The organism is Nostoc sp. FACHB-892, assembly GCF_014698795.1.
Taxonomy (GTDB): domain Bacteria; phylum Cyanobacteriota; class Cyanobacteriia; order Cyanobacteriales; family Nostocaceae; genus Nostoc.
Genome location: NZ_JACJTR010000002.1, coordinates 274,659 through 294,331, shown reverse-complemented (window position 1 = coordinate 294,331; position 19,673 = coordinate 274,659). Strand labels below are relative to the sequence as shown.

14 protein-coding genes and 1 pseudogene are annotated in these 19,673 nt (G+C 39.6%); 14 read left to right on the top strand and 1 reads right to left on the bottom strand.

The features are described 5' to 3' along the window. Nucleotides 1-312 precede the first annotated feature (312 nt). The 10 genes and pseudogenes from argF to H6G96_RS03900 all read left to right on the top strand — a co-directional run bounded on the left by argF (nt 313) and on the right by H6G96_RS03900 (nt 11,968). Nucleotides 313-1,233 carry an ornithine carbamoyltransferase gene (argF, locus tag H6G96_RS03945; protein ID WP_190910241.1) on the top strand — a complete coding sequence of 307 codons (921 nt, stop codon included), beginning with the start codon at nt 313-315 and terminating at the stop codon, nt 1,231-1,233. Nucleotides 1,234-1,463: 230 nt separating this feature from the next. Continuing rightward, the gene (gene lexA / locus H6G96_RS03940; protein WP_190910240.1) at nt 1,464-2,069 is read left to right on the top strand and encodes a transcriptional repressor LexA; all 606 of its coding nucleotides are present in this window, start codon (nt 1,464-1,466) and stop codon (nt 2,067-2,069) included. A gap of 128 nt (nt 2,070-2,197) precedes the next feature. After that, on the top strand, nt 2,198-3,679 hold the full coding sequence (locus H6G96_RS03935) for a DNA phosphorothioation system restriction enzyme (protein ID WP_190910239.1): 1,482 nt from the start codon (nt 2,198-2,200) through the stop codon (nt 3,677-3,679). A 327-nt stretch (nt 3,680-4,006) separates the two neighbouring features. Next, nucleotides 4,007-4,180, top strand: coding sequence for a hypothetical protein (locus H6G96_RS03930; RefSeq protein WP_190910238.1), 174 nt, complete (start codon nt 4,007-4,009; stop codon nt 4,178-4,180). Then, a complete protein-coding gene (locus H6G96_RS03925; protein ID WP_190910237.1) occupies nt 4,177-6,249 on the top strand; it encodes an AAA family ATPase in 2,073 nt (690 codons plus the stop codon). Before H6G96_RS03930 ends, H6G96_RS03925 begins: the two co-directional genes overlap by 4 nt. A 105-nt stretch (nt 6,250-6,354) precedes the next feature. After that, entirely contained in the window at nt 6,355-8,253 is a 1,899-nt protein-coding gene (locus H6G96_RS03920) for a DUF3370 family protein (RefSeq protein WP_190910236.1), read from the top strand. Nucleotides 8,254-8,308: 55 nt separating this feature from the next. Then, nucleotides 8,309-8,683, top strand: a pseudogene (locus tag H6G96_RS03915) (Uma2 family endonuclease); the annotation flags it as partial. Nucleotides 8,684-8,777: 94 nt separating this feature from the next. Beyond that, nucleotides 8,778-9,257 carry a DNA phosphorothioation-associated protein 4 gene (locus H6G96_RS03910; protein ID WP_190910234.1) on the top strand — a complete coding sequence of 160 codons (480 nt, stop codon included), beginning with the start codon at nt 8,778-8,780 and terminating at the stop codon, nt 9,255-9,257. A 12-nt stretch (nt 9,258-9,269) separates the two neighbouring features. After that, a complete protein-coding gene (locus H6G96_RS03905; RefSeq protein WP_190910233.1) occupies nt 9,270-11,003 on the top strand; it encodes a hypothetical protein in 1,734 nt (577 codons plus the stop codon). Between the two features lie 17 nt (nt 11,004-11,020). Continuing rightward, on the top strand, nt 11,021-11,968 hold the full coding sequence (locus tag H6G96_RS03900; protein WP_190910232.1) for an HNH endonuclease signature motif containing protein: 948 nt from the start codon (nt 11,021-11,023) through the stop codon (nt 11,966-11,968). Nucleotides 11,969-12,038: 70 nt separating this feature from the next. Here the strand turns inward: H6G96_RS03900 and H6G96_RS03895 are convergent, their stop codons facing one another. Beyond that, nucleotides 12,039-13,637, bottom strand: a complete 1,599-nt coding sequence (locus tag H6G96_RS03895) for a DGQHR domain-containing protein (RefSeq protein ID WP_190910231.1) — start codon at nt 13,635-13,637, stop codon at nt 12,039-12,041. Nucleotides 13,638-13,808: 171 nt separating this feature from the next. Here H6G96_RS03895 and dndC point away from each other — a divergent pair, with 171 nt between their 5' ends. From dndC to H6G96_RS03875, 4 genes are all read left to right on the top strand, one after another. Continuing rightward, entirely contained in the window at nt 13,809-15,488 is a 1,680-nt protein-coding gene (dndC, locus tag H6G96_RS03890; RefSeq protein WP_190910230.1) for a DNA phosphorothioation system sulfurtransferase DndC, read from the top strand. A gap of 71 nt (nt 15,489-15,559) precedes the next feature. Further along, nucleotides 15,560-17,548: a DNA sulfur modification protein DndD gene (gene dndD, locus H6G96_RS03885; RefSeq protein ID WP_190910229.1), complete on the top strand. Its 1,989-nt coding sequence runs from the start codon at nt 15,560-15,562 to the stop codon at nt 17,546-17,548. Nucleotides 17,549-17,652: 104 nt separating this feature from the next. Next, entirely contained in the window at nt 17,653-18,039 is a 387-nt protein-coding gene (gene dndE, locus H6G96_RS03880) for a DNA sulfur modification protein DndE (RefSeq protein ID WP_190910228.1), read from the top strand. Nucleotides 18,040-18,090: 51 nt separating this feature from the next. After that, nucleotides 18,091-19,542, top strand: a complete 1,452-nt coding sequence (locus tag H6G96_RS03875; protein WP_190910227.1) for a DNA phosphorothioation-associated putative methyltransferase — start codon at nt 18,091-18,093, stop codon at nt 19,540-19,542. The last annotated feature ends 131 nt before the right edge of the window (nt 19,543-19,673 follow it).

The window sequence follows — 19,673 nt, the reverse complement described above, 5'->3', positions numbered from 1 at the left end:
TATTATCTTACCATAATCAATTTATTTGTCTAGCTATAGTTGCTAAAAAATATCTCTTTTTTCACAAATAAGGCTAGAAGACGAGAGATTTTGGCAATATCGCTGCTTTTGTGTATCTAGATGGTTGAGTTAGCGTTGCAATTGTAGTGATTCCGATCGCTGATAAAGTTGATAAATTAATATGCATGGCAAAAGCTAACTCCAATCCTGGGTTGGGCGCAAAAATTTTGGGTGCAGTTGTAAAACTGTATTTTCTTGACACGGCTGAATAAAGGAGCAGAAATATATAATTATTTTTTACAGATTACAAGCATGGCAGCATTGCTCGGACGAGATTTACTAAGTCTAGCGGACATCAGTCCTACGGAAGTTCAAGAACTCCTGCAATTGGCAACTCAACTTAAATCACAACAGCTGAAGTTGCAATGTAATAAAGTTTTGGGATTGCTGTTCTCCAAAGCTTCTACTCGCACGCGGGTAAGTTTTACGGTGGCGATGTACCAACTGGGTGGACAGGTAATCGATCTAAATCCTAATGTTACTCAAGTTAGCCGCGGGGAACCGTTACAGGATACAGCGCGGGTGTTAGACCGATATCTGGATATTTTGGCAATTCGCACCTTTGCACAGCAAGATTTGGAAACTTTTGCTCACTATGCCAAGATTCCGGTGATTAATGCGCTTACCGATGCAGAACATCCTTGTCAGGTATTAGCCGATTTATTGACGGTTCAAGAAAGCTTTAACACCCTTACTGGGTTAACTTTAACCTACGTGGGTGATGGGAATAATATGGCTAATTCTCTGATGTTGGGCTGTGCTTTGGTAGGAATGAATGTTAGAGTTGCCACCCCTACCGGATATGAGCCAGATTCTCAGATTGTAGAACAAGCAAGAGCGATCGCTAATAACAAAACTGAAGTCCTCGTAACTAATGATCCAGAGTTAGCAGCTAAGGATTCTAATGTACTTTATACTGATGTTTGGGCGAGTATGGGGCAAGAAGCAGAAGCAGACAACCGGATGCCAATTTTCCAGCCTTACCAAATTTCAGAGCAGCTATTAAGCCTTGCTGACCCAGAGGCAATTGTTTTACACTGCTTACCAGCCCATCGTGGTGAAGAAATTACTGAAGCTGTTATTGAAGGTTCTCAATCACGAGTTTGGGAACAGGCAGAAAACCGTCTGCACGCTCAAAAAGCTTTACTTGCCAGTATCTTAGGGGCAAAATGAAAAGAGTTAAAAGACGCGATTAATCGCGTATGCACAAAAGTTAGGAGTCAAAATAGCGAGTGTGCGATTGGCTTCTGACTACTTGTTGGTAAAAAATTCAAAATAAATAGGTAAAAGAAAAGATAATATTCTTGCTTTTGCCTTTCATAATTTTTATTTTTCTCTTGTTATGGGGAGTTTTTTATAGTACTAATGTTCTAGAGACATTTATAATTACTTCCCACAAATTTATGGAACGTCTGACTGAAGCTCAACAAGAACTTTACGAATGGTTGGCAGAATACATCCGATCGCACCAGCATTCGCCTTCTATTCGGCAAATGATGCAAGCGATGAACTTGAAGTCACCAGCACCAATTCAAAGCCGTTTGGAACATTTACGTACTAAAGGATATATAGAATGGACTGAAGGACAAGCACGAACGATCCGGATTTTACATCCTGTTAAGCAAGGTGTACCAATTTTGGGCACGATCGCTGCTGGTGGTTTAATAGAACCGTTTACTGATGCTGTAGATCATTTAGACTTTTCTAATTTCGAGTTACCTCCCCAAACTTACGCTTTGCGGGTAGCTGGCGATAGCATGATTGAAGATTTAATTACTGATGGCGATGTAGTATTTCTGCGTCCAGTAGCAGAACCAAATCATTTAAAAAATGGCACTATCGTTGCCGCCAGAGTCGATGGATTTGGTACAACATTAAAACGTTTTTATCGCCAAGGCGATCGCGTTACCCTCAAACCAGCAAATCCTAAGTACAATCCCATTGAAGTCATGGCTCAACAAGTGCAGGTGCAAGGTTCTCTCATTGGTGTTTGGCGCGGTTACAACTGAGTAATGGTAAGTGGGGAGTAGGGAATGGGGAGTGGGGGAGATGAGGGGGAAATAACCAATGCCCAGTACCCAGTCCCCAATGCCAATGTCCATTAATTAGGGTTCATGACTACCTTTGTATTTAATATATGTACCTGACGCAAAATTCAGTGCAGCAACTGCCCACTTTCCGGTTGAAATTACCGTTTGCAAAGGAAAGTAAGGGCAGTTATTACACTCCGCAACCATTACCAGGATGCCCAAGAATGCCTGTGTCTCTGCAATTGCGGCAATATCAGCGACAAGCGATCGCTAGCTGGTTTACCAACAATGGCAGAGGAACGCTGAAAATGGCTACTGGTAGTGGTAAAACGATTACCGCATTAGCGATCGCTTGTGAACTCTACCAACAGATTAATTTACAAGTTCTGTTGGTGGTGTGTCCCTATCGCCATCTCGTTACTCAATGGGCGAGAGAATGTGAAAAGTTTAATTTGCAACCCATTTTAGCTTTTGAGAATTTACGCACTTGGCAAAGTCAACTTTCTACGCAAATTTATAATCTACGTTCTGGTTCTCAACGGTTTGTCACCGTAATCACTACGAACTCCACTTTAATTGGAGATGGATTTCAGTCTCAACTCAAATATTTTCCCGCCAAAACTTTAATTATTGGGGACGAGGCGCATAATTTAGGCGCACCCAAGTTAGAAGAAAGTTTGCCGCGCGCTGTTGGGTTGAGACTGGCTTTATCTGCCACACCAGAGAGGTATTTTGATGATTTTGGTACGCAATCTTTATTTGATTATTTTGGCCCAGTTCTCCAGCCAGAGTTTACTTTGAGGGACGCGATCGCTCAAGGTGCTTTAGTACATTATCTCTATTATCCGGTGTTGGTGGAATTAACTGAAGCAGAAAGTATTGCTTATTTAAAGTTAACTAAAAGAATTGGGCGATCGCTACTTTACCGAGATAGAGAAAATGGACAAGCGGGAAGTTTTGAAGACAATGAAGATTTAAAGCCGTTGTTAATGCAAAGGGCAAGATTAATTGGTGCGGCGGAAAATAAATTAAATGCCTTGCGGGATTTAATGATTACTCGCCGCGAAACTACTCACACACTTTTTTATTGTAGTGATGGTTCCCAAGATGCAGGACAACGTTCATCTCTACGCCAAGTTAAAGCTGTTGCTAAAATTCTGGGAGTGGATTTGGGATACAAGGTAAGCACCTATACAGCCCAAACAACTTTACAAGAACGAGAAATTTTGCGCCATCAATTTGAAAGCGGAGAATTGCAAGGTTTAGTCGCAATTCGTTGTTTAGATGAAGGTGTCGATATTCCAGCAATTCAAACTGCGGTGATTTTATCAAGTTCTGGAAATCCTCGGCAATTTATTCAGCGACGGGGGCGAGTTTTACGTCCTCATCCTGGTAAAGAACGCGCCACTATATTTGACATGATTGTTTTGCCACCAGATTTAGATAGAGAAACTATAGAAGTTGAGCGCAATCTGTTAAAAAAGGAGTTGCGTCGCTTTGTAGAATTTGCCGATTTAGCTGATAATGCAGGGGAAGCAAGAATGAAGTTACTTGATTTACAAAAGCGCTATGGTTTATTAGATATTTGATGATGAACTATATAGTTGTATTTTTTTGTAAAAATTTTCAAGTTTTGAAAAAACAAGCACTAAGTATGAAATAATAAAATTATGAATTAGATCATAATGGGATGTAAGTAGTTTTTAAAATTTCACTTACATCCCATTATGATCTAAATTGTTAATATTAATAATAACAAAACATAATTTAATAATAAAGTCTTTTTTCCAAGAAAAGTATAAATTTAAAAAAATAGTTTTTACAAAATTAAAGATAATGCTAACAGTGGCTTTATGGTGGTAAATACAGCACTAGACAAAGTTAAAATATGAAAAATCTATATTTCCAAACCGAAGATGTCACAAGATACGAATATCGATGATGTACAGGAGCCAATAAACAGCGCTCCGCCGGAGGTACGGCGAATTATTGAACGGGTATGGAAGCTGGAAAAAGGCAGGCTAGATAAGAAGATTAATAGCCATATAAATGATAATATTTTGGACATTATTAAGGAAGAGGTGCGATGAAGCTGACTTCAATCAAGCTATGCAACTTTCGCTCCTTTTATGGTACGACACCAGAGATGCTTCTGGCTGGTGGAGATGTTCAGAATACGACGATTATTCATGGCAATAATGGCTCTGGTAAAACCAGTTTACTAAATGCCTTTACGTGGGTATTGTATGATAAATTTAGTGCAGCATTTGCATCGATAGAACAGTTAGTTAATAAGCGTGCGATCGCAGAAGCTCAAAAAGGCCATGCTGTAGAATGTTGGGTAGAGATTGGCTGGGAACATGAAGGTAAACGCTATCGAGTTAAACGCGCCTGTCGGGGTTATAAAAACGAAGGTGATTTTGACGCTGGCAAAACTCAATTAACGATGTGGGTTGGTGCAGATGATGGGAAATGGAATATTCCAACTCAGCAACCAGACGATATAATTAATCAAATTTTACCCGCTACTTTACATCAATATTTTTTCTTTGACGGCGAACGAATTGAAGAAATAGTCCGTTCTGATAAAAAAGCTGAAATTGCTGAAGCTACAAAAATTTTCTTGGGTGTAGAAGTAATCAACCGTTCCATCAGACATTTGGGAGATGCTAAAAAAACTCTAGAAAATGAGTTGAAAGCAATTGGTGATTCTGAAATTAAGCAACTGTTGCGACAGCAAGAAAAGATAGAGCGAGAGCGTGAACGCATTACGAAACGACAAACTGAAATTAAAGAAGAATTAGAATATCAGCAAACTTTTAAAAAAGAGACAAGTAACCGTTTGCGAGAACTGAGCGCTGCTAAAGAATTGCAAGAAAGATGGCAAGATTTAGAATCGCAGAAGACGGCGAATCAAGAAGAATATAAAAAAACTAAGGAAGCGCTAAAAAAAGTTATTTCCGCACGAGGTTATACAGTTTTATTGTCGGAAACTACATCCCAGTTTCGAGGAATTATCAATGATTTGAAGCAGCGCGGTGAGTTAACATTAGGAATTTCAAGAGAATTTGTGAATGATTTACTAAATTCTCAGCGCTGTATTTGTGGTGCAGAATTACACGAGGGTAATCATTCTCATACTCATGTGAGTACTTGGTTAAATAAAGCAGGTTCCTCGGCGGTGGAAGAAACTGCAATTAGGATGATAGCTCAAGTAGATGAAATTGATAAGCAAGCGGTAGGATTTTGGGAAGAAGTTGATAGAGAGCAAACTAGGATTAATCAGTTAAGGCAAAGCATATCTCAGATTGAAGGCGATTTAGATAATATTCAAGAACGGTTGCGAAAAGATGCTAATGAAGAAGTTAGCAGTTTGCAAAAACGGTTAGATGAAATTGAAAGTAAAATTGATGAATTGAATCGAGAACAAGGTGCAAATCAGCAGCAAATTGCTCAACTCACAACTGAGATTGAAGGTTTAAATAAACAAATTGCAAAGCAAAAGCTGAATGAAGACAAGCAAACTCTAGCACAACGACGAATTAACGCTACTCAAGATGCAATCGAGCGGTTAACAGAAGTTAGAAATCGTCAAGAACAACAATTTCGTTTGCAACTAGAAAAGCGAGTACAAGAAATATTTATGGAGATTTCTGTGACTCCATATATTCCTAAAATTAGCGATAAATATGAACTGACATTAGTCGAAAATACTACAGGCATAGAAGCACCCGTTGCAGCTTCTACCGGGGAGAATCAAATTCTCAGTTTATCCTTTATTGCCAGCATCATTGACAAAGTAAGGGAATGGAGCGAGAAACGAAAAATGATGATGATTCCCGATAGTAGTACTTTCCCAATTGTGATGGATTCACCCTTTGGTAGTTTGGATGAGAATTCGCGGCGACACATTGCAAAAACAATTCCCCAATTAGCAAATCAATTGATAGTTTTAGTTACTAAAACTCAGTGGCGGGGTGAAGTTGAAGCAGAAATGACAGAAAGAATTGCGAGAGAATATGTGCTTACGTATTATTCTTCCAAGCCTGATTGTGAGCAGGATTATATTGAATTGGGTGGTGAAAAATATCCTTTGGTGAAACAAAGTCCCAACGAGTTTGAGTATACGGAAATTATGGAAGTTGAACGAGATAGGTAATTACAGCTTGTCAACTTAGAACCAGGGCGATTACAAACCGTCCTTTTAACTTCTCAAGTCCCCGTGAAATGCTTTAATGGCTTTAGTTTATACTAAAGTTTACCAATGCTTCTCCGAAAAACTACAGCATTTGCTGTCTCACTCTTAACTCTATCAACCTCTAACGCCCTAGCCTTTTCTGACACCCAAAACTATTGGGCAAAAAATTGTGTCCAGCAATTAGGAGAGCGTAAACTTATTACAGGCTACCCTGATGGTAGTTTTCGCCCAGAAGCAACAGTGACACGCGCTGAAGCAGCAGTGTTGATGCTCAATGCTTTTCCTGATTCACCAGTGAAACGCACTGCTACGTCATTTAAAGATGTACCCGGTAACTATTGGGCAAATAAAGCAATTTCTACCGCTTACCAAAAAGGGTTTTTTTCTGGTTATCCCGGTGGGATTTTTCAGCCTAACCAGCCAATTCCTCGCGCCCAAATCATTGGTGTTGTAGCTGGTGGGAAAAATTACAGCCCTATATCCAACCCGATGCAGATATTACAACAATATTTTAACGATGCGGGACAAATTCCTAACTATGCCCAAAATGCGATCGCATCTGCGACTATTAATAGTATTGTTGTCAATTATCCCAATGTCAAACAGCTAAAACCACTGCAAAGCGCTACTAGAGGCGAAGTTGCAGCTTTGATATGTCGGGCGTTAAATATTTACACGGTTCCCCCACAATATATTGCCGGAGTTGAAGTACATCCGCAAGAAGTACGCCCTCTACCAGGAAAACTCGATACTATTCCCACCTTTAACAGCAATAGTCCCGAACTGGTAACAACTGAAGGAATTTTACTATCAACTTTCCCCCCAGATGAGAAACAAGTACAAGAAGCACATTTAAATTATCCCTTTCAAGGCAGATTTGATTTATTTGCTCATCATATCGTCAGGGCGGAAACACCAGCCCAAAGCCGCACTGTTTACCAAGGGATAATCGTACATAATCCAGGGAATGAACCTGTGACACTGCAAGTTTTACAAGCAGCTAGTTATCTCACTAGAGAAGCACCATTTATTGCTTTACCTGATGTGGTAGAAAATCCCCAAGGTACAGTTTACTCTGGGCCAGGCGATCGCACAATGAATGATGTGTTGCGGGGAATTAGGCAGGGGATTTTTCCTGACAAGCTGGTGATAGAACCAAAAGGAACTCAAATCCTAGCGAATTTAGCCATTCCCGTACAGGCTCCTGCTTCTAACGGTCGCACTACGATGATGCGCTTGGCAAGTAGTAGCCCAGTTTATGTAGCAAATTTAGTCAAAAATAGTAATATTCCACCCACTTTAGCTGAGTGGCAAAAGCTTCTGAATACAGGCAGTTTAGCAGGAAAGCGTGACCCCATTCCAACACCTCTCGACCCTCCCAGAGAACCAACAGTATTTAGTCGCGTCGCTGGTGTCTCCCAAGGAACGCAATGGCAGACACAGCTTACGGATAATTCCAATGTGTCTGAATTAACGATACCCCAACCAGGAAAGGCGTTTTCTTATCCTTTGGGAACTGTACATTTAATTACTCTCAGCACTGGGCAAATTCAAAGCGCACCAATGTTAAAACGCTATCCTGATACTGCGTACTTTGCTCACAGTAACTATGGTGTTGAATATAATCTAACTCTACCCCTCAGAAATATTACTAATCAAACTCAGACGGTAACTGTATCAATCCAGACTCCTGTGAAAGATGAAGGGGGAACAGATAGACTGCTGTTTTTAAAGCCAGGTGTAGAACAAATATTCTTTCGAGGAACGGTGCGGGTACGTTACATCGATGATAATGGTGTGGAAAAGACTCGCTATGTACATTTGGTACAACGTCGGGGACAAAGGGGTGAACCGTTGGTGACGCTGAAGATGTTGGCGGGTGGTAAGCGAGAAGTACAAGTGGACTTTTTGTATCCTCCAGATTCTACGCCGCCGCAGGTTTTGACGGTAAGAACGGACGGTTGATTTTTTCACGCAGAGGCGCGGAGGTTTTTTAGTTAAAGTTGAGAAAAAAAGTGGTTACGCTTTGCCTGATAATGTCGGTTTTATTATTAATCTTCCTAACCGCCGTTCTTTAAGTCCTGATGCTGCGTTTTATACTGGCAAACCTACAGGCGGGAAGTTTCTTAATGGTGCGCCTGTATTTGCTGCTGAGGTAAGAAGCGAAAATGATTACGGTGATAAGGCTGAAGAAGAAATGGCTAATAAACGCCGTGATTATTTTGTGGCTGGTACATTGGTAGTTTGGGATGTAGATGTACTCAAAGAGGAAGTTATTAGAGTATATCGCGCTAATAATCCTGAAGAACCGCAAGTTTATCGCCGTGATGAGGTAGCTGAAGCTGAACTCGCAGTACCAGGATGGACTATGTTAGTGGATGATTTGTTTGTTTAGGCGATCGCTCACATACTAGTATAAAATAATGCGTTAAGGTGGGCAATCGCTTTTGACTTTCAGTTAAGATAGCTACACGTTAGATATTAAAACAATGGCGGAAACTGGCCGAATTAGGGTTGCTAAAGATAAAGCTGAGTTAGTCAAGGACTTAACATTAACGTCTTCAGATGGTGGAACAGGGCCTTTTCAAACCTATGCTGATGTGATTGTGTTTGCAGCAGCTTTAGGTGTCAAGCATAAAAAGCGGGTGGCTTTGGGGGAAATTTCTAAAAGAGAACCATCACCAATTGGACAAGAACATTTCTTAATTAAGGGATACGATTTGGTAATCAAGCTACTAGCAATTGTTGAAGCTAAAGAACTTATTATTTTATCTTATGAAAACGATAAATATGAAAATCAACGCCTTCGTATGTTTGAAGAATATGCTAATGGTGGGCTTGAAATATTACAAAATGAGTTAAGAGGTGCAGTAGATTATTCAGAAAGGCTGCTTTTAATTTTGATGGCTGAAAGATTCAACGAAACGCTACAAGAAGAAACAAATTTTGACTTAAGTCGTTTTATATAACTAGGAAAAGATATGCATAATTTTAAATATAAAGCCGTTCGTATAAAACAAACGAGTTCTGGTGATTGGTTGGTACTTTTTGCAGCTTCTGCAATAGAGATTGATCTTTGGGCAGGAGTACCGCAGAAAAAGAAAATTGGGTCACAATCTAAGGAAACTACTGGTTTCCAAAGAGAAGAAAACAGTAAACGTATTAAAGAAATAAGTGAATTTTATCGGAATGAAAAAAATATAATTCAGAATCCTTTACTGTGTGCGTTGCGTCAACCTAATGAATCGCTTATTAAATTTGAAGCGAGTGAAACACTTAGTAATGATAGTGAGAGTATTCAGCAAGGATTTTTAACCATCAATGCTGAGTTATTAGAGAAATTGAGTTTGCTGGAATTACTTAAAAGAGTAAAAGCAGATTTAGAAGTGAGAGTGCCTGATCTTGCCAATCAACTAGTTCCCGAAAAAATGACACGAGAACTGAAACAACGTGCAAAAATTATACAAATTGATCGTAATAATCAAGAGACATTTGATGAAAATGAAGAAGAGACTCTTGAGGAAACAGATGATGATAGCAATTTAGGACTTTCATTAAATGATGAGTCTCATATTTTAGATTTTTGGCAAGAAATTGCAGCTTATATCTCTGTACTAGAAGAGATAAAAGATACTTTTGATGGTGAAAAATTTTTAGACTATTCCAAAGAGGCAATGATTGCTTTTCTACGTCCTATAGTAGTTGTTGATGGACAACACAGACTACGAGCAGCAATTGGATCAGCGAAAGAAATAGTTAACCAAGATATATATAAAGATGCACTAGAAAAATTGATTATAGATAAACAATTGGAACCAGAAGAAGCTCAAAGAAGGATAGAAGCTGATGTAGCACGTAAACTTCCAGTTTCACTCCTTATGAATAATGATCCAGCAGAGCAAGTTTTTCAATTTGTAGTAGTTAATCAAAAGGCAACACCCATAAAAAATTCTCTATTGGGAACTATTATATCGACTAGTCTTTCTAACGAAGAATTGACTAGAGTATCAGATAGACTTGAAGCTGCTGGTATTAAGCTTGAAGAATCAAGAGCAGTAACATTTCTTACTAGATATCCAAGAAGTCCATTTTATGATTTGGTTGACAGAGGAATTAATAATAATAGGAAAGACCTGCTGAAATGGAATGTACTTTCATCTATAGTAAAAATTTTCCGTGATTTAAAAGGAGGTAAACTTTTCCACGAAAGTGTTGATTATGCTGATAAATGGAGACGTGAGTTCTTACCTGATTCAAAAATTGTCGAAAATTGGGAAATTGAAGAATGTGAAAATGCTTTTGATTATTGGCATAGACTTGATGGTTGTTGGAGAGATGTATTTATTTTGTTCTGGACTTCAGTACGTGATAAATTAGCAGTACAAAATAACGATGAAGCTTACCATTACTGGGGTTCTCCAACCCGATCTAATATTTTTAATCAAACATCTTTGACTATTCTTGCGGCAGATTTCTTCCAGTTTCTCGGCGATCGAGGTATTGGCATTGATAGTGCAAATGATATCCCCTCTCTTGTGGATCAATGGTTGAAAGGCGTTGATCCTAACTACTTTAATCGTGACTGGAATCTAAAAGGAGTTAAAAAAGATGTTCCTGGTATCAAAAAAAGATGGTCAAAGCTTTGGGTAGAGTATAGAAAAGACCCACAGAGATTACCAAGATCAAATCAATATCGCGATCCGCTTGGTACTTAAAATTTTTATATATAACTATGGAATTTGCAGAAATTAGTTCTTTTCTAGACACTACAGCAGATAAACTGGAAGAGTTTTGGGATATTAAATGCTTAAGCAATATAGCCAATCAAAGAGTTCCTGACTTCGTAATGAGCGGTCGAGGAACTTTGTTGAGAGCTGATATCCATATACTCTGGACGCAGTGGTTTATCGAATCAATCTGTGATCCAGGTTTATTTACTAATTATAACCAGGGATATGCTCACATATTTACAGCAGTTCAAAAAAGAGTACCTGTTATTTTCTCTGGGATTACTGAAGAAGAAAGAAATAAAATTTCAACATATATTGCAAGATTGGTAGATAAAGAAGTCCAGCGTAGAAAGACTAGAAAACGTATTTCTCCTAGCCTATATGATAGGAAATTATTATGGGATATCTACGGCCCTGAACAACGTTGTTGGATTTGTGGATATAAATTTACTAAGTGGGCTGAAAATAAGTTCTTAAGTAATACAAACTATAATGAAGCTCCTCTTCCTCTGTTCGTTGACTATATGACCTTACATGGTCTGAAAGAACGTCATATTTGTGTTGAAGTCGATCACGCTGTTCCCTTCTCAAAAGGCGGTGACGAAGAAGATAATCTCCGGTTAGCTTGTGGATGGTGTAACTCTCATAAAAGTAATCGAGTATCTTTGTATGATGTCTCTCTTAAACCACGTACATTAATTCATCCAAAATTAGGAAAACAGAGTATTCCCCACCCCTTTTGGATTGTTCGACTATTGTCTGTACGTAGATCCTGTGAATATGAAGGTGGCTGTAATCAGGCTGTAGAAAATGGGCAATTGACTGTATTTCCTAGACATCCTGAAGGTGCAATAAATCCAACTAACCTACGTGTTATATGTCCCGATCACGATCCTTTAGGCTCAAATCGTTTTGTAAGTAGTAAAATTGCAAAGCAAGTTCGTGAATAAATAGTATTTCTATTTTTAAAGCTCGGTTTTGGAAAATTTTATAGGTTCTTAGTATCCATTAATTTCAGATTTAAAGAAAAGGCGGAAGTCCAACACTCTTTGGGTCAACAAACTCGCCATCAAAACTTATAGTTTTATCTTCCACAGTTCTAGCATCCGCCAAAGCCTTACGAAGTTCAGCACGTTCCATCTGTTCCTGAATTCCACCCAGAATGTAAACCAATAACTTCGCGGCTAAATCTCGTCCAGCAACCTGCACCCGCTTTTTATTTGGGTCATACAAAACCCCATACCAGAGAGATTGGGGATATTCCATACCGCTAAAACCACCTTGCTGGTCAAACTTTCGCAATTTCTTAAAAATATCCGCCAGAGAAAAACCTTTTTTAAAAACCAAAATTCCCAAAGCTTGCGCTAATGCAACTTGAGCAACTGGACGGAAAAGCATATTTCCTTCACCTCCATCTTTCTCAAAGCTGAAGCGCCGCAAAGCTGGTGTATCCTCATGTTCTAAAATCTTATAACTAGAAAGACTAGCCAAAGAATCAAATAGCTTTTTAAATTCCTCAATTCCCTGCTCAATTTCTTCATCCTCTGGACGCATGGGAATTAGACCTTTTTCTAAAGGTTTCCAGTGAGGAAACTTATGAACTAAATATCGCTCAGACATATCTTGCAGAGCTTGCAAAGTCGTCAAAACTGTAGAATTGGAAGCGACTGTTGCACTATTCCAATTAACGCGAGGATTGCGCTCTTGTCGTTGTTCTAATAGTGGATGTGTAACTGCAATTTTTCTAGCAACGATCGCAAAACCATCATCTTCATTCAACTGCGTTAGCTGACCTTTAGTCAAGGGTGCAGCCATCAGGTTGACATGAACAAAAATCGATCTCACCCTCCGCCTCGCCTCGGTGCGAGTTTCCCCAGCTGCTACTGCACAAATGAACTCAATACCAATTTTTTCCTTGGGTAAATTTTGCAAGTAAGCAAGGTCTACCTGGTACTTTTCTATCAAATCATTGACTGTAATAAAACTGTCATCAGCACCTTTATCTTTTTTATATCGCTGGAGTTTACGAGTTTTGATTAACTCCATCAACCCTTGAACCCCCATTAATCGGTGTTGACCATCTAGTGCATAAATGGTTACATCATCCTCAGAAATATTTAGCAGACCTACCTTACCGTCTTTATCTAAAGGTATAAAATCAGTAGTAGACTTTGTGGCGCGTCCTTCGCTATCCCACTCAGGAGCTTTGGGATTATCCACCCACGGTTGATTAATTACTACCAGCACTGGCGGAAACTTATGGTTGTGTCGAGCCGCTAAATACTGCACTAGTGGCGCTTGACGTGACCAATCAAGGGGACGCTGCTGAATTTCATCAATGCTATCTGCGTCAATCTCGACATTATCAGTCTCTGGATTATACTTTTTTTGAAACAGAGGTAAGCCAGAGGCGAAGTGAACCCGACCTGCAAACCATTCCAAGGTAACAGAGCTAACATAAGCCTCAGTACCACCCATTTCGGTTTTTTGAACGAGAATCTGATCTTTTCTCCCTAAAAACTTCTCTAAGAGTAAAGCTAGCACCTGTTTTTCCTTGTTTTCCCGTTCCAGGTATTCTCTAGCGATCTCAGCAGTGGGATCAGATACACTATCTTTCATGTTAAATTTTAAAAACAGAATAGTATTATGTAGTTTAATTATCTAAAAAAGTATATATCAGTCTTAAAGTTTTTAAAAACTTTTTTCAACCCACGGAAGTGGGTTTTGTCTGTGTTATTGCAAATTCTATTTGTCCAGATATTAGACCAGTGTTTCTAGAGGTAGGGAGAAATGACTACAGCACAACAACCAGAAAATAAAGGTCAGCAAGCACGTACTGTAGCAGAGTTAGTGGACTATATCCAAGCTCTCACCACCGAAATTCAAGAATTGTATTGTTTAGACCAAGTACCTTGGGTTTTAGGCGTGTCTTGGGGAAAAGATTCGAGTGCAGTATTGCAACTCGTTTGGAATGCGATCGCTGCTCTTCCTCCAGAAAAAAGAACTAAAACAATTCATGTTATTACGACAGATACTCAGGTAGAAAATCCAATTGTTTCTGCTTGGGTTCGTACATCCATGCACCAGCTTGCATCTGCTGCAAAAGAAAGAGGGATGCCAATTGAAACTCATCTGCTTTATCCCGCAGTCAAAGATACCTTTTGGGTAAACTTAATTGGCAAAGGCTATCCTGCGCCGCGTATGCGGTTTCGGTGGTGTACTGAACGGCTGAAAATACAGCCTGCGAATACCTTTATCCGTAATATGGTTCGAGATAATGGTGAAGTAATTCTCGTTTTAGGTATGCGTAAGGCTGAAAGCAACAAACGTGCGACCGTTATGGAAAAGCACGAAAAAGGACGGGTGCGCGATCGCCTGAGTCCTAGATCGAGTTTGATTAATTCTCTCGTTTATACTCCTATTGAAGACTGGCGTAATGATGAAGTATGGCTTTACTTGATGCAGTGGCAGAATCCTTGGGGAGGAAATAACAAAGACTTATTTACTTTGTATAGAGGTGCAACAGCAGATAATGAGTGTCCTCTAGTTGTTGATACTTCTACTCCTAGTTGTGGTGATTCCCGATTTGGTTGTTGGGTTTGCACATTGGTGAGTCAGGATAAATCGATGGAAGCGATGATCCAGAATGATGAAGACAAAGAATGGATGCAACCTCTATTGGATATTCGTAATGAATTAGATATTAAAGAGGATTGGGATAAGAGAGACTTTAGAAGAATTTGGGGTGAAGTCCAACTATTTGAGCGTAACAAAGATGGGGAAATATCTGTTGAACCAATACCTGGTCCTTATACTAAATATTGGCGTGAACATTGGTTAAGACGATTATTAGAAGCGCAAACAAAAACCCGTCGTACAGCGCCAGAAAATATGCGCGATATCACCTTAATTACTCTAGAAGAGATGAGCGAAATTCGCCGCATTTGGCTAGAAGAAAAACATGAATTTGATGATAGCTTACCCCGAATTTATCAAGAAGTGACTGGTGAAGAGTTCACAGACCCACGTCCTGGTGCTGATTATAGCTTGTTAGGTGTAGATGAATGGGCAGTACTAGAAGAAATTTGTGAAGGCGATACTATGCACTTTGAACTCATGGCAAAGCTATTAGACACAGAACACCAATATCGCAAAAAAACTCGTCGCACGGGAATATACAACACTTTAGAGAAATGTTTTGATACAAGTTCACGCTCACAAAAAGATGCAATTGATAATGCTCATTTAAAACGCGATTTAAGAGAAGCTATTAGTCAGGGTGATGTTGTAAAATTCAGGGAAAAGTTTAAGCAGTTGACATTGGGTGATGCTGAGGTAGTGAATGAAACAAAAGATACAACAAATGAATTATTTGTAAATTCAAACAATAATGTATCCGCAACTTCCCCTACAGAGGAGACTGAAAAACCGCAAACTTGGGGAAATATCAAATTTCCAGCCAAAGACTAATAATAATTTTGCGCCAAGATGCAAAGTATATCTCAGTACCTTTGCTTTAGGCTTAAATCTTCAAAATAATCATGATATTTCTTGAACTCGTTCTACAAAACTTTGGTCCCTACAGTGGTAAACAGGTAATCAATCTTAGCCCAAAAATTGATGAGGAAAACTCACACCCAATTATCTTATTAGGTGGGATGAATGGCGGCGGAAAAACTACGCTGATGGATGCCATTCGTCTCGCTCTTTATGGCGCTCGTGCCCAATGTTCTACCCGTGGTAATTTGAGTTATAGTGATTTTCTCAATCAATGTGTTAACAACAAAATAGATCCAGTTGCAGACACGCGGATTGAATTACTTTTTGAACATATTGAAAACGACAAACCAATAAAATACCGTGTTGTCCGTAGTTGGACAAAAAATCCTAAAGACGGTAAAGATACATTAGGTATTTTAGGTGACAGTGATACCTGGCCTGATGCTTTAGTTAATATATGGGATGAGTATATCGAGAATCTCTTGCCATTAGGTATTTCTAACTTATTTCTCTTTGATGGTGAACAGGTTAAAGAACTTGCAGAACAGGAAACACCACCACCAGTTGTAGTAGACGCGATACGCGGACTTTTAGGGCTAGAATTAGCAGATCGTTTAGCAGTTGATTTAGATATTTTAGTTAACCGTAAACTTAAAGAAGTTGGTAATAGTAAGGATTTAGCAAATCTAGAGGAAATTGAAACTAGGTTAACCCAACAGCAAGAAGATTATCAAACAACAGAAGAGAAAGTAGAAATTCTCAAAGATCAGGTAGAAGAGTTAGAACAAAAGCAGCAAGAAGCCTTTGATAAATTCATTTCTGAAGGTGGGAAGATTGCAGCCGAACGCAATCAACTAGAACTACAACAGAATACAAAAACTGCGGAAATCGAACAAGTACGTCAGTCGATGTGTGAATTGGCAGCTGATGTTTTACCTCTGGCATTAATTCCCAATCTCCTTACTCAGGCGCAAGCACAGGGAGAAAAAGAATTTCGCCATCAACAGATACAAATTTCTAAAGATTTGTTAATAGAACGAGATCAGCGCTTACTCGCTTGGCTAAATCAAGTAGAAATTTCTCCGATACAAGTTGAAAAAATTCAATCATTTTTAATCCAAGATGTAGATAGTTTATATGCAAAGACTATCCAGATAGAAGCACCTTGGCTATTAGCCGATGATGAAACCTTAAGTCAGCTAGATAATCTTATATATCACTTACAAAATTCTAAACTTTCTGCAAAAGAGAAATTAGCTATTCTCAAAAATAAAGAAGAAGAAATTCATACTCTAGAAAGGCAAGTGCAAACAGCAGCAGCACCAGAAGATTATACAAAGCTGCGTCAAGCATTAGAAGCGGCACAAAATCAAGTTGTTGAAGCTAAAGCAAATTACGAAACAATCCGCCGCCGTTTAGGTGAATTAGAAACTATTATTGCTAAGTCAAAGCGAGAATTAAGTGATTATACTGTAGAAAATATTAAACATAAAAATAGCGAACATATTATTACCTCTGCGGCTAAAGTTCAAAACACACTCAAGATTTTTCGTGAAAAGTTAACCCTGCGAAAACTCAACAAATTAGAGGAGGAAGTTAAAAATTGCTTTCTTTATCTCCTCCATAAATCAGACTTAGTGCATCGCATTACCATTGATACTAAGACTTTTAGCCTTTTGCTTTACGATTTAAATGGTAAACCTGTTCCTAAACATCGTTTATCAGCAGGCGAAAAACAACTACTTGCGATCGCATTCCTCTGGGGTTTAGCAAAAGTCTCTGGACACCGCCTACCAGTAGCAATCGATACGCCACTAGGTAGACTAGACTCCTCTCACCGCAGTAACTTAGTTGAACGTTACTTTCCATCTGCTAGCCACCAAGTGATTTTGTTATCTACGGATACTGAGATTGGCAAAAAAGAAGTAGAAACACTGCGAGAAAATGAAGCGATCGCCCGCGAATACCTGCTCAAATACGACTCTTCCACTCGCCAAACAACAGTAGTAGAAAATCAATATTTTTGGTAGTAGATATTGGCAAGATTTCTAGCTCCAAAATGCTGGAAGTTGAAACTGCGGTTCGCTACTGTTTGGGTTTATGAATGAAAACTAGCTCAATTTTTAGGAAGATAATGGAATCACCCATTGAAAGAATAAAACTCTCTCAAACAGCTAAAGACCAACTTACCAAACTTAAGCGCAGTACCAAAATCGACCAATGGAATATCCTATGCCGTTGGGCCTTTTGCCGCTCCCTCGCTGAATCAACTGCACCGTCCCCTGTCCCAATTCCCCAAGATAGCAACGTCGAAATGAGTTGGCGTGTCTTTGGTGGCGAAATGTCCGATATTCTCCTCCTCGCCCTTAAGCAACGCTGTCACAACGATGGCTATCCCACCGACAAAGAAACCCTCGCCACCCAATTCCGCTTACATTTGCATCGCGGTATTGGTTACTTAGCAGGCGATCCAAATATCAAGAAAATTGAAGATTTAATTGAACTGGCGGTTAAAAATTGAAAGGATATTAGTTGACTGTTAACTGTTCACCGTTAACTGACAACTAATATTATGCCTGAAGCGCTAGAAATTGAGCGTCATAGAGCTGCGATCGCTCGCACTGATATATCTCGCCCCGTGCGATTGGCTATAGAAGGATCAATCCTCAATCAAGACACCACTTTTTTTGACTACGGTTGCGGCTACGGTGGCGATGTCCAGCGAGTAAAAAACTTAGGCTACACCAGCGCAGGCTGGGACCCTTATTACTATCCCGATGTACCACGCACCCCCGCCGATGTGGTTAATCTGGGTTATGTCCTCAACGTCATTGAAGACTCAGAGGAACGCCGTCAAAGCTTGATCCAAGCCTGGGAACTCACCGGGAAAGTTTTAATTGTCGCGGCTCAAATCCTGATTAACGCTCCCAGCAAAACCCAACTTGCTTACAATGATGGCATTGTGACGCGCCGCAATACTTTTCAGAAATATTACGAACAACAAGAACTCAAAACTTATATTGATGAAGTCTTAAATGTAGATGCAGTACCGATCGCACTAGGCGTTTATTTTGTTTTTCGAGATGAAGCTGAAAAAGAAAGTTACAAAGCTATCCGCTTCTTTTCTACCACTTCTACACCGCGAGTCCGCATCCCCACAAAGCGGTTTGAAGATTATCAAGAACAGCTGCAACCACTCATGGCTTTTTTTACCAAGCGCGGTAGACTACCTGTGAAAGGCGAATTGGAAAATGAACAGGAATTACTGAGCGAATTTGGTAACTTTCGCCGTGCCTTCGGTGTAGTTTTGCAAGCTACTGATGAGGCTGAATGGGATGCGATCGCTTATCGTCGTTCTCTCGACATCCAAGTTTATCTCGCCCTCACCCACTTTGATAAACGTCCTGCATGGCAGAAACTAGCCCCTGAAATGCGCCACGATATTAAAGCCTTTTTCAGCAGCTATGAAGAAGCTTGTCAAGTAGCTGACCAAAAGCTTTTCAGCTTAGGTAAACCTGGGGTGATTAAAACTGCGTGTGAAAAAAGCAAAATTGGTAAACATACACGCGGTGCTATTTACATCCATGTTTCGGCATTAGCAGATCTTGATCCGTTGCTGCGAATTTGTGAAGGCTGCGCTAGCCGCACCATTGGGCGTGTAGATGGAGCAACATTGATCAAATATCACACTGATAAGCCGCAAATCTCCTATCTGTTTTACCCCGAATTCGACATTGATCCCCACCCGGCTTTAAAAGCTAGCATTGGTATTGATTTAAAAACCCTATTCGTCACTCACCGAGACTACGAAAATAGAGCAAATCCGCCAATTTTGCACCGTAAGGAAACATTTGTTACCAGCAACTACCCACGCTACGAAGAATTTGCTAAACTCACCCAACAAGAACAGGAATTAGGGCTGCTTAACCAAAAAAGCGACATTGGTACGCGTGAAGGTTGGGAAAAATGCCTCACCGCACACAGAGTAGAAATCAGGGGGCATCAGGTTTATCCAATTCAATAAAGTTAAAAAAACGCTGACGCTATAAGGTTATCCTGAATTTGTATTTAACCCAAGTAAATCTTGGTAGTTTCTCATGTTTACGGAAAATCACATAGCAGCTATGGCAAGTTTCAATCTTTGATAGAAATTAA

What these genes read in the sequence shown, in the direction of transcription:
- argF (WP_190910241.1), top strand. Translation starts at nt 313, where the DNA reads ATGGCAGCATTGCTCGGACGAGATTTACTAAGTCTAGCGGACATCAGT.
- lexA (WP_190910240.1), top strand. Translation starts at nt 1,464, where the DNA reads ATGGAACGTCTGACTGAAGCTCAACAAGAACTTTACGAATGGTTGGCA.
- H6G96_RS03935 (WP_190910239.1), top strand. Translation starts at nt 2,198, where the DNA reads ATGTACCTGACGCAAAATTCAGTGCAGCAACTGCCCACTTTCCGGTTG.
- H6G96_RS03930 (WP_190910238.1), top strand. Translation starts at nt 4,007, where the DNA reads ATGTCACAAGATACGAATATCGATGATGTACAGGAGCCAATAAACAGC.
- H6G96_RS03925 (WP_190910237.1), top strand. Translation starts at nt 4,177, where the DNA reads ATGAAGCTGACTTCAATCAAGCTATGCAACTTTCGCTCCTTTTATGGT.
- H6G96_RS03920 (WP_190910236.1), top strand. Translation starts at nt 6,355, where the DNA reads ATGCTTCTCCGAAAAACTACAGCATTTGCTGTCTCACTCTTAACTCTA.
- H6G96_RS03910 (WP_190910234.1), top strand. Translation starts at nt 8,778, where the DNA reads ATGGCGGAAACTGGCCGAATTAGGGTTGCTAAAGATAAAGCTGAGTTA.
- H6G96_RS03905 (WP_190910233.1), top strand. Translation starts at nt 9,270, where the DNA reads ATGCATAATTTTAAATATAAAGCCGTTCGTATAAAACAAACGAGTTCT.
- H6G96_RS03900 (WP_190910232.1), top strand. Translation starts at nt 11,021, where the DNA reads ATGGAATTTGCAGAAATTAGTTCTTTTCTAGACACTACAGCAGATAAA.
- H6G96_RS03895 (WP_190910231.1), bottom strand. Translation starts at nt 13,637, where the DNA reads ATGAAAGATAGTGTATCTGATCCCACTGCTGAGATCGCTAGAGAATAC.
- dndC (WP_190910230.1), top strand. Translation starts at nt 13,809, where the DNA reads ATGACTACAGCACAACAACCAGAAAATAAAGGTCAGCAAGCACGTACT.
- dndD (WP_190910229.1), top strand. Translation starts at nt 15,560, where the DNA reads ATGATATTTCTTGAACTCGTTCTACAAAACTTTGGTCCCTACAGTGGT.
- dndE (WP_190910228.1), top strand. Translation starts at nt 17,653, where the DNA reads ATGGAATCACCCATTGAAAGAATAAAACTCTCTCAAACAGCTAAAGAC.
- H6G96_RS03875 (WP_190910227.1), top strand. Translation starts at nt 18,091, where the DNA reads ATGCCTGAAGCGCTAGAAATTGAGCGTCATAGAGCTGCGATCGCTCGC.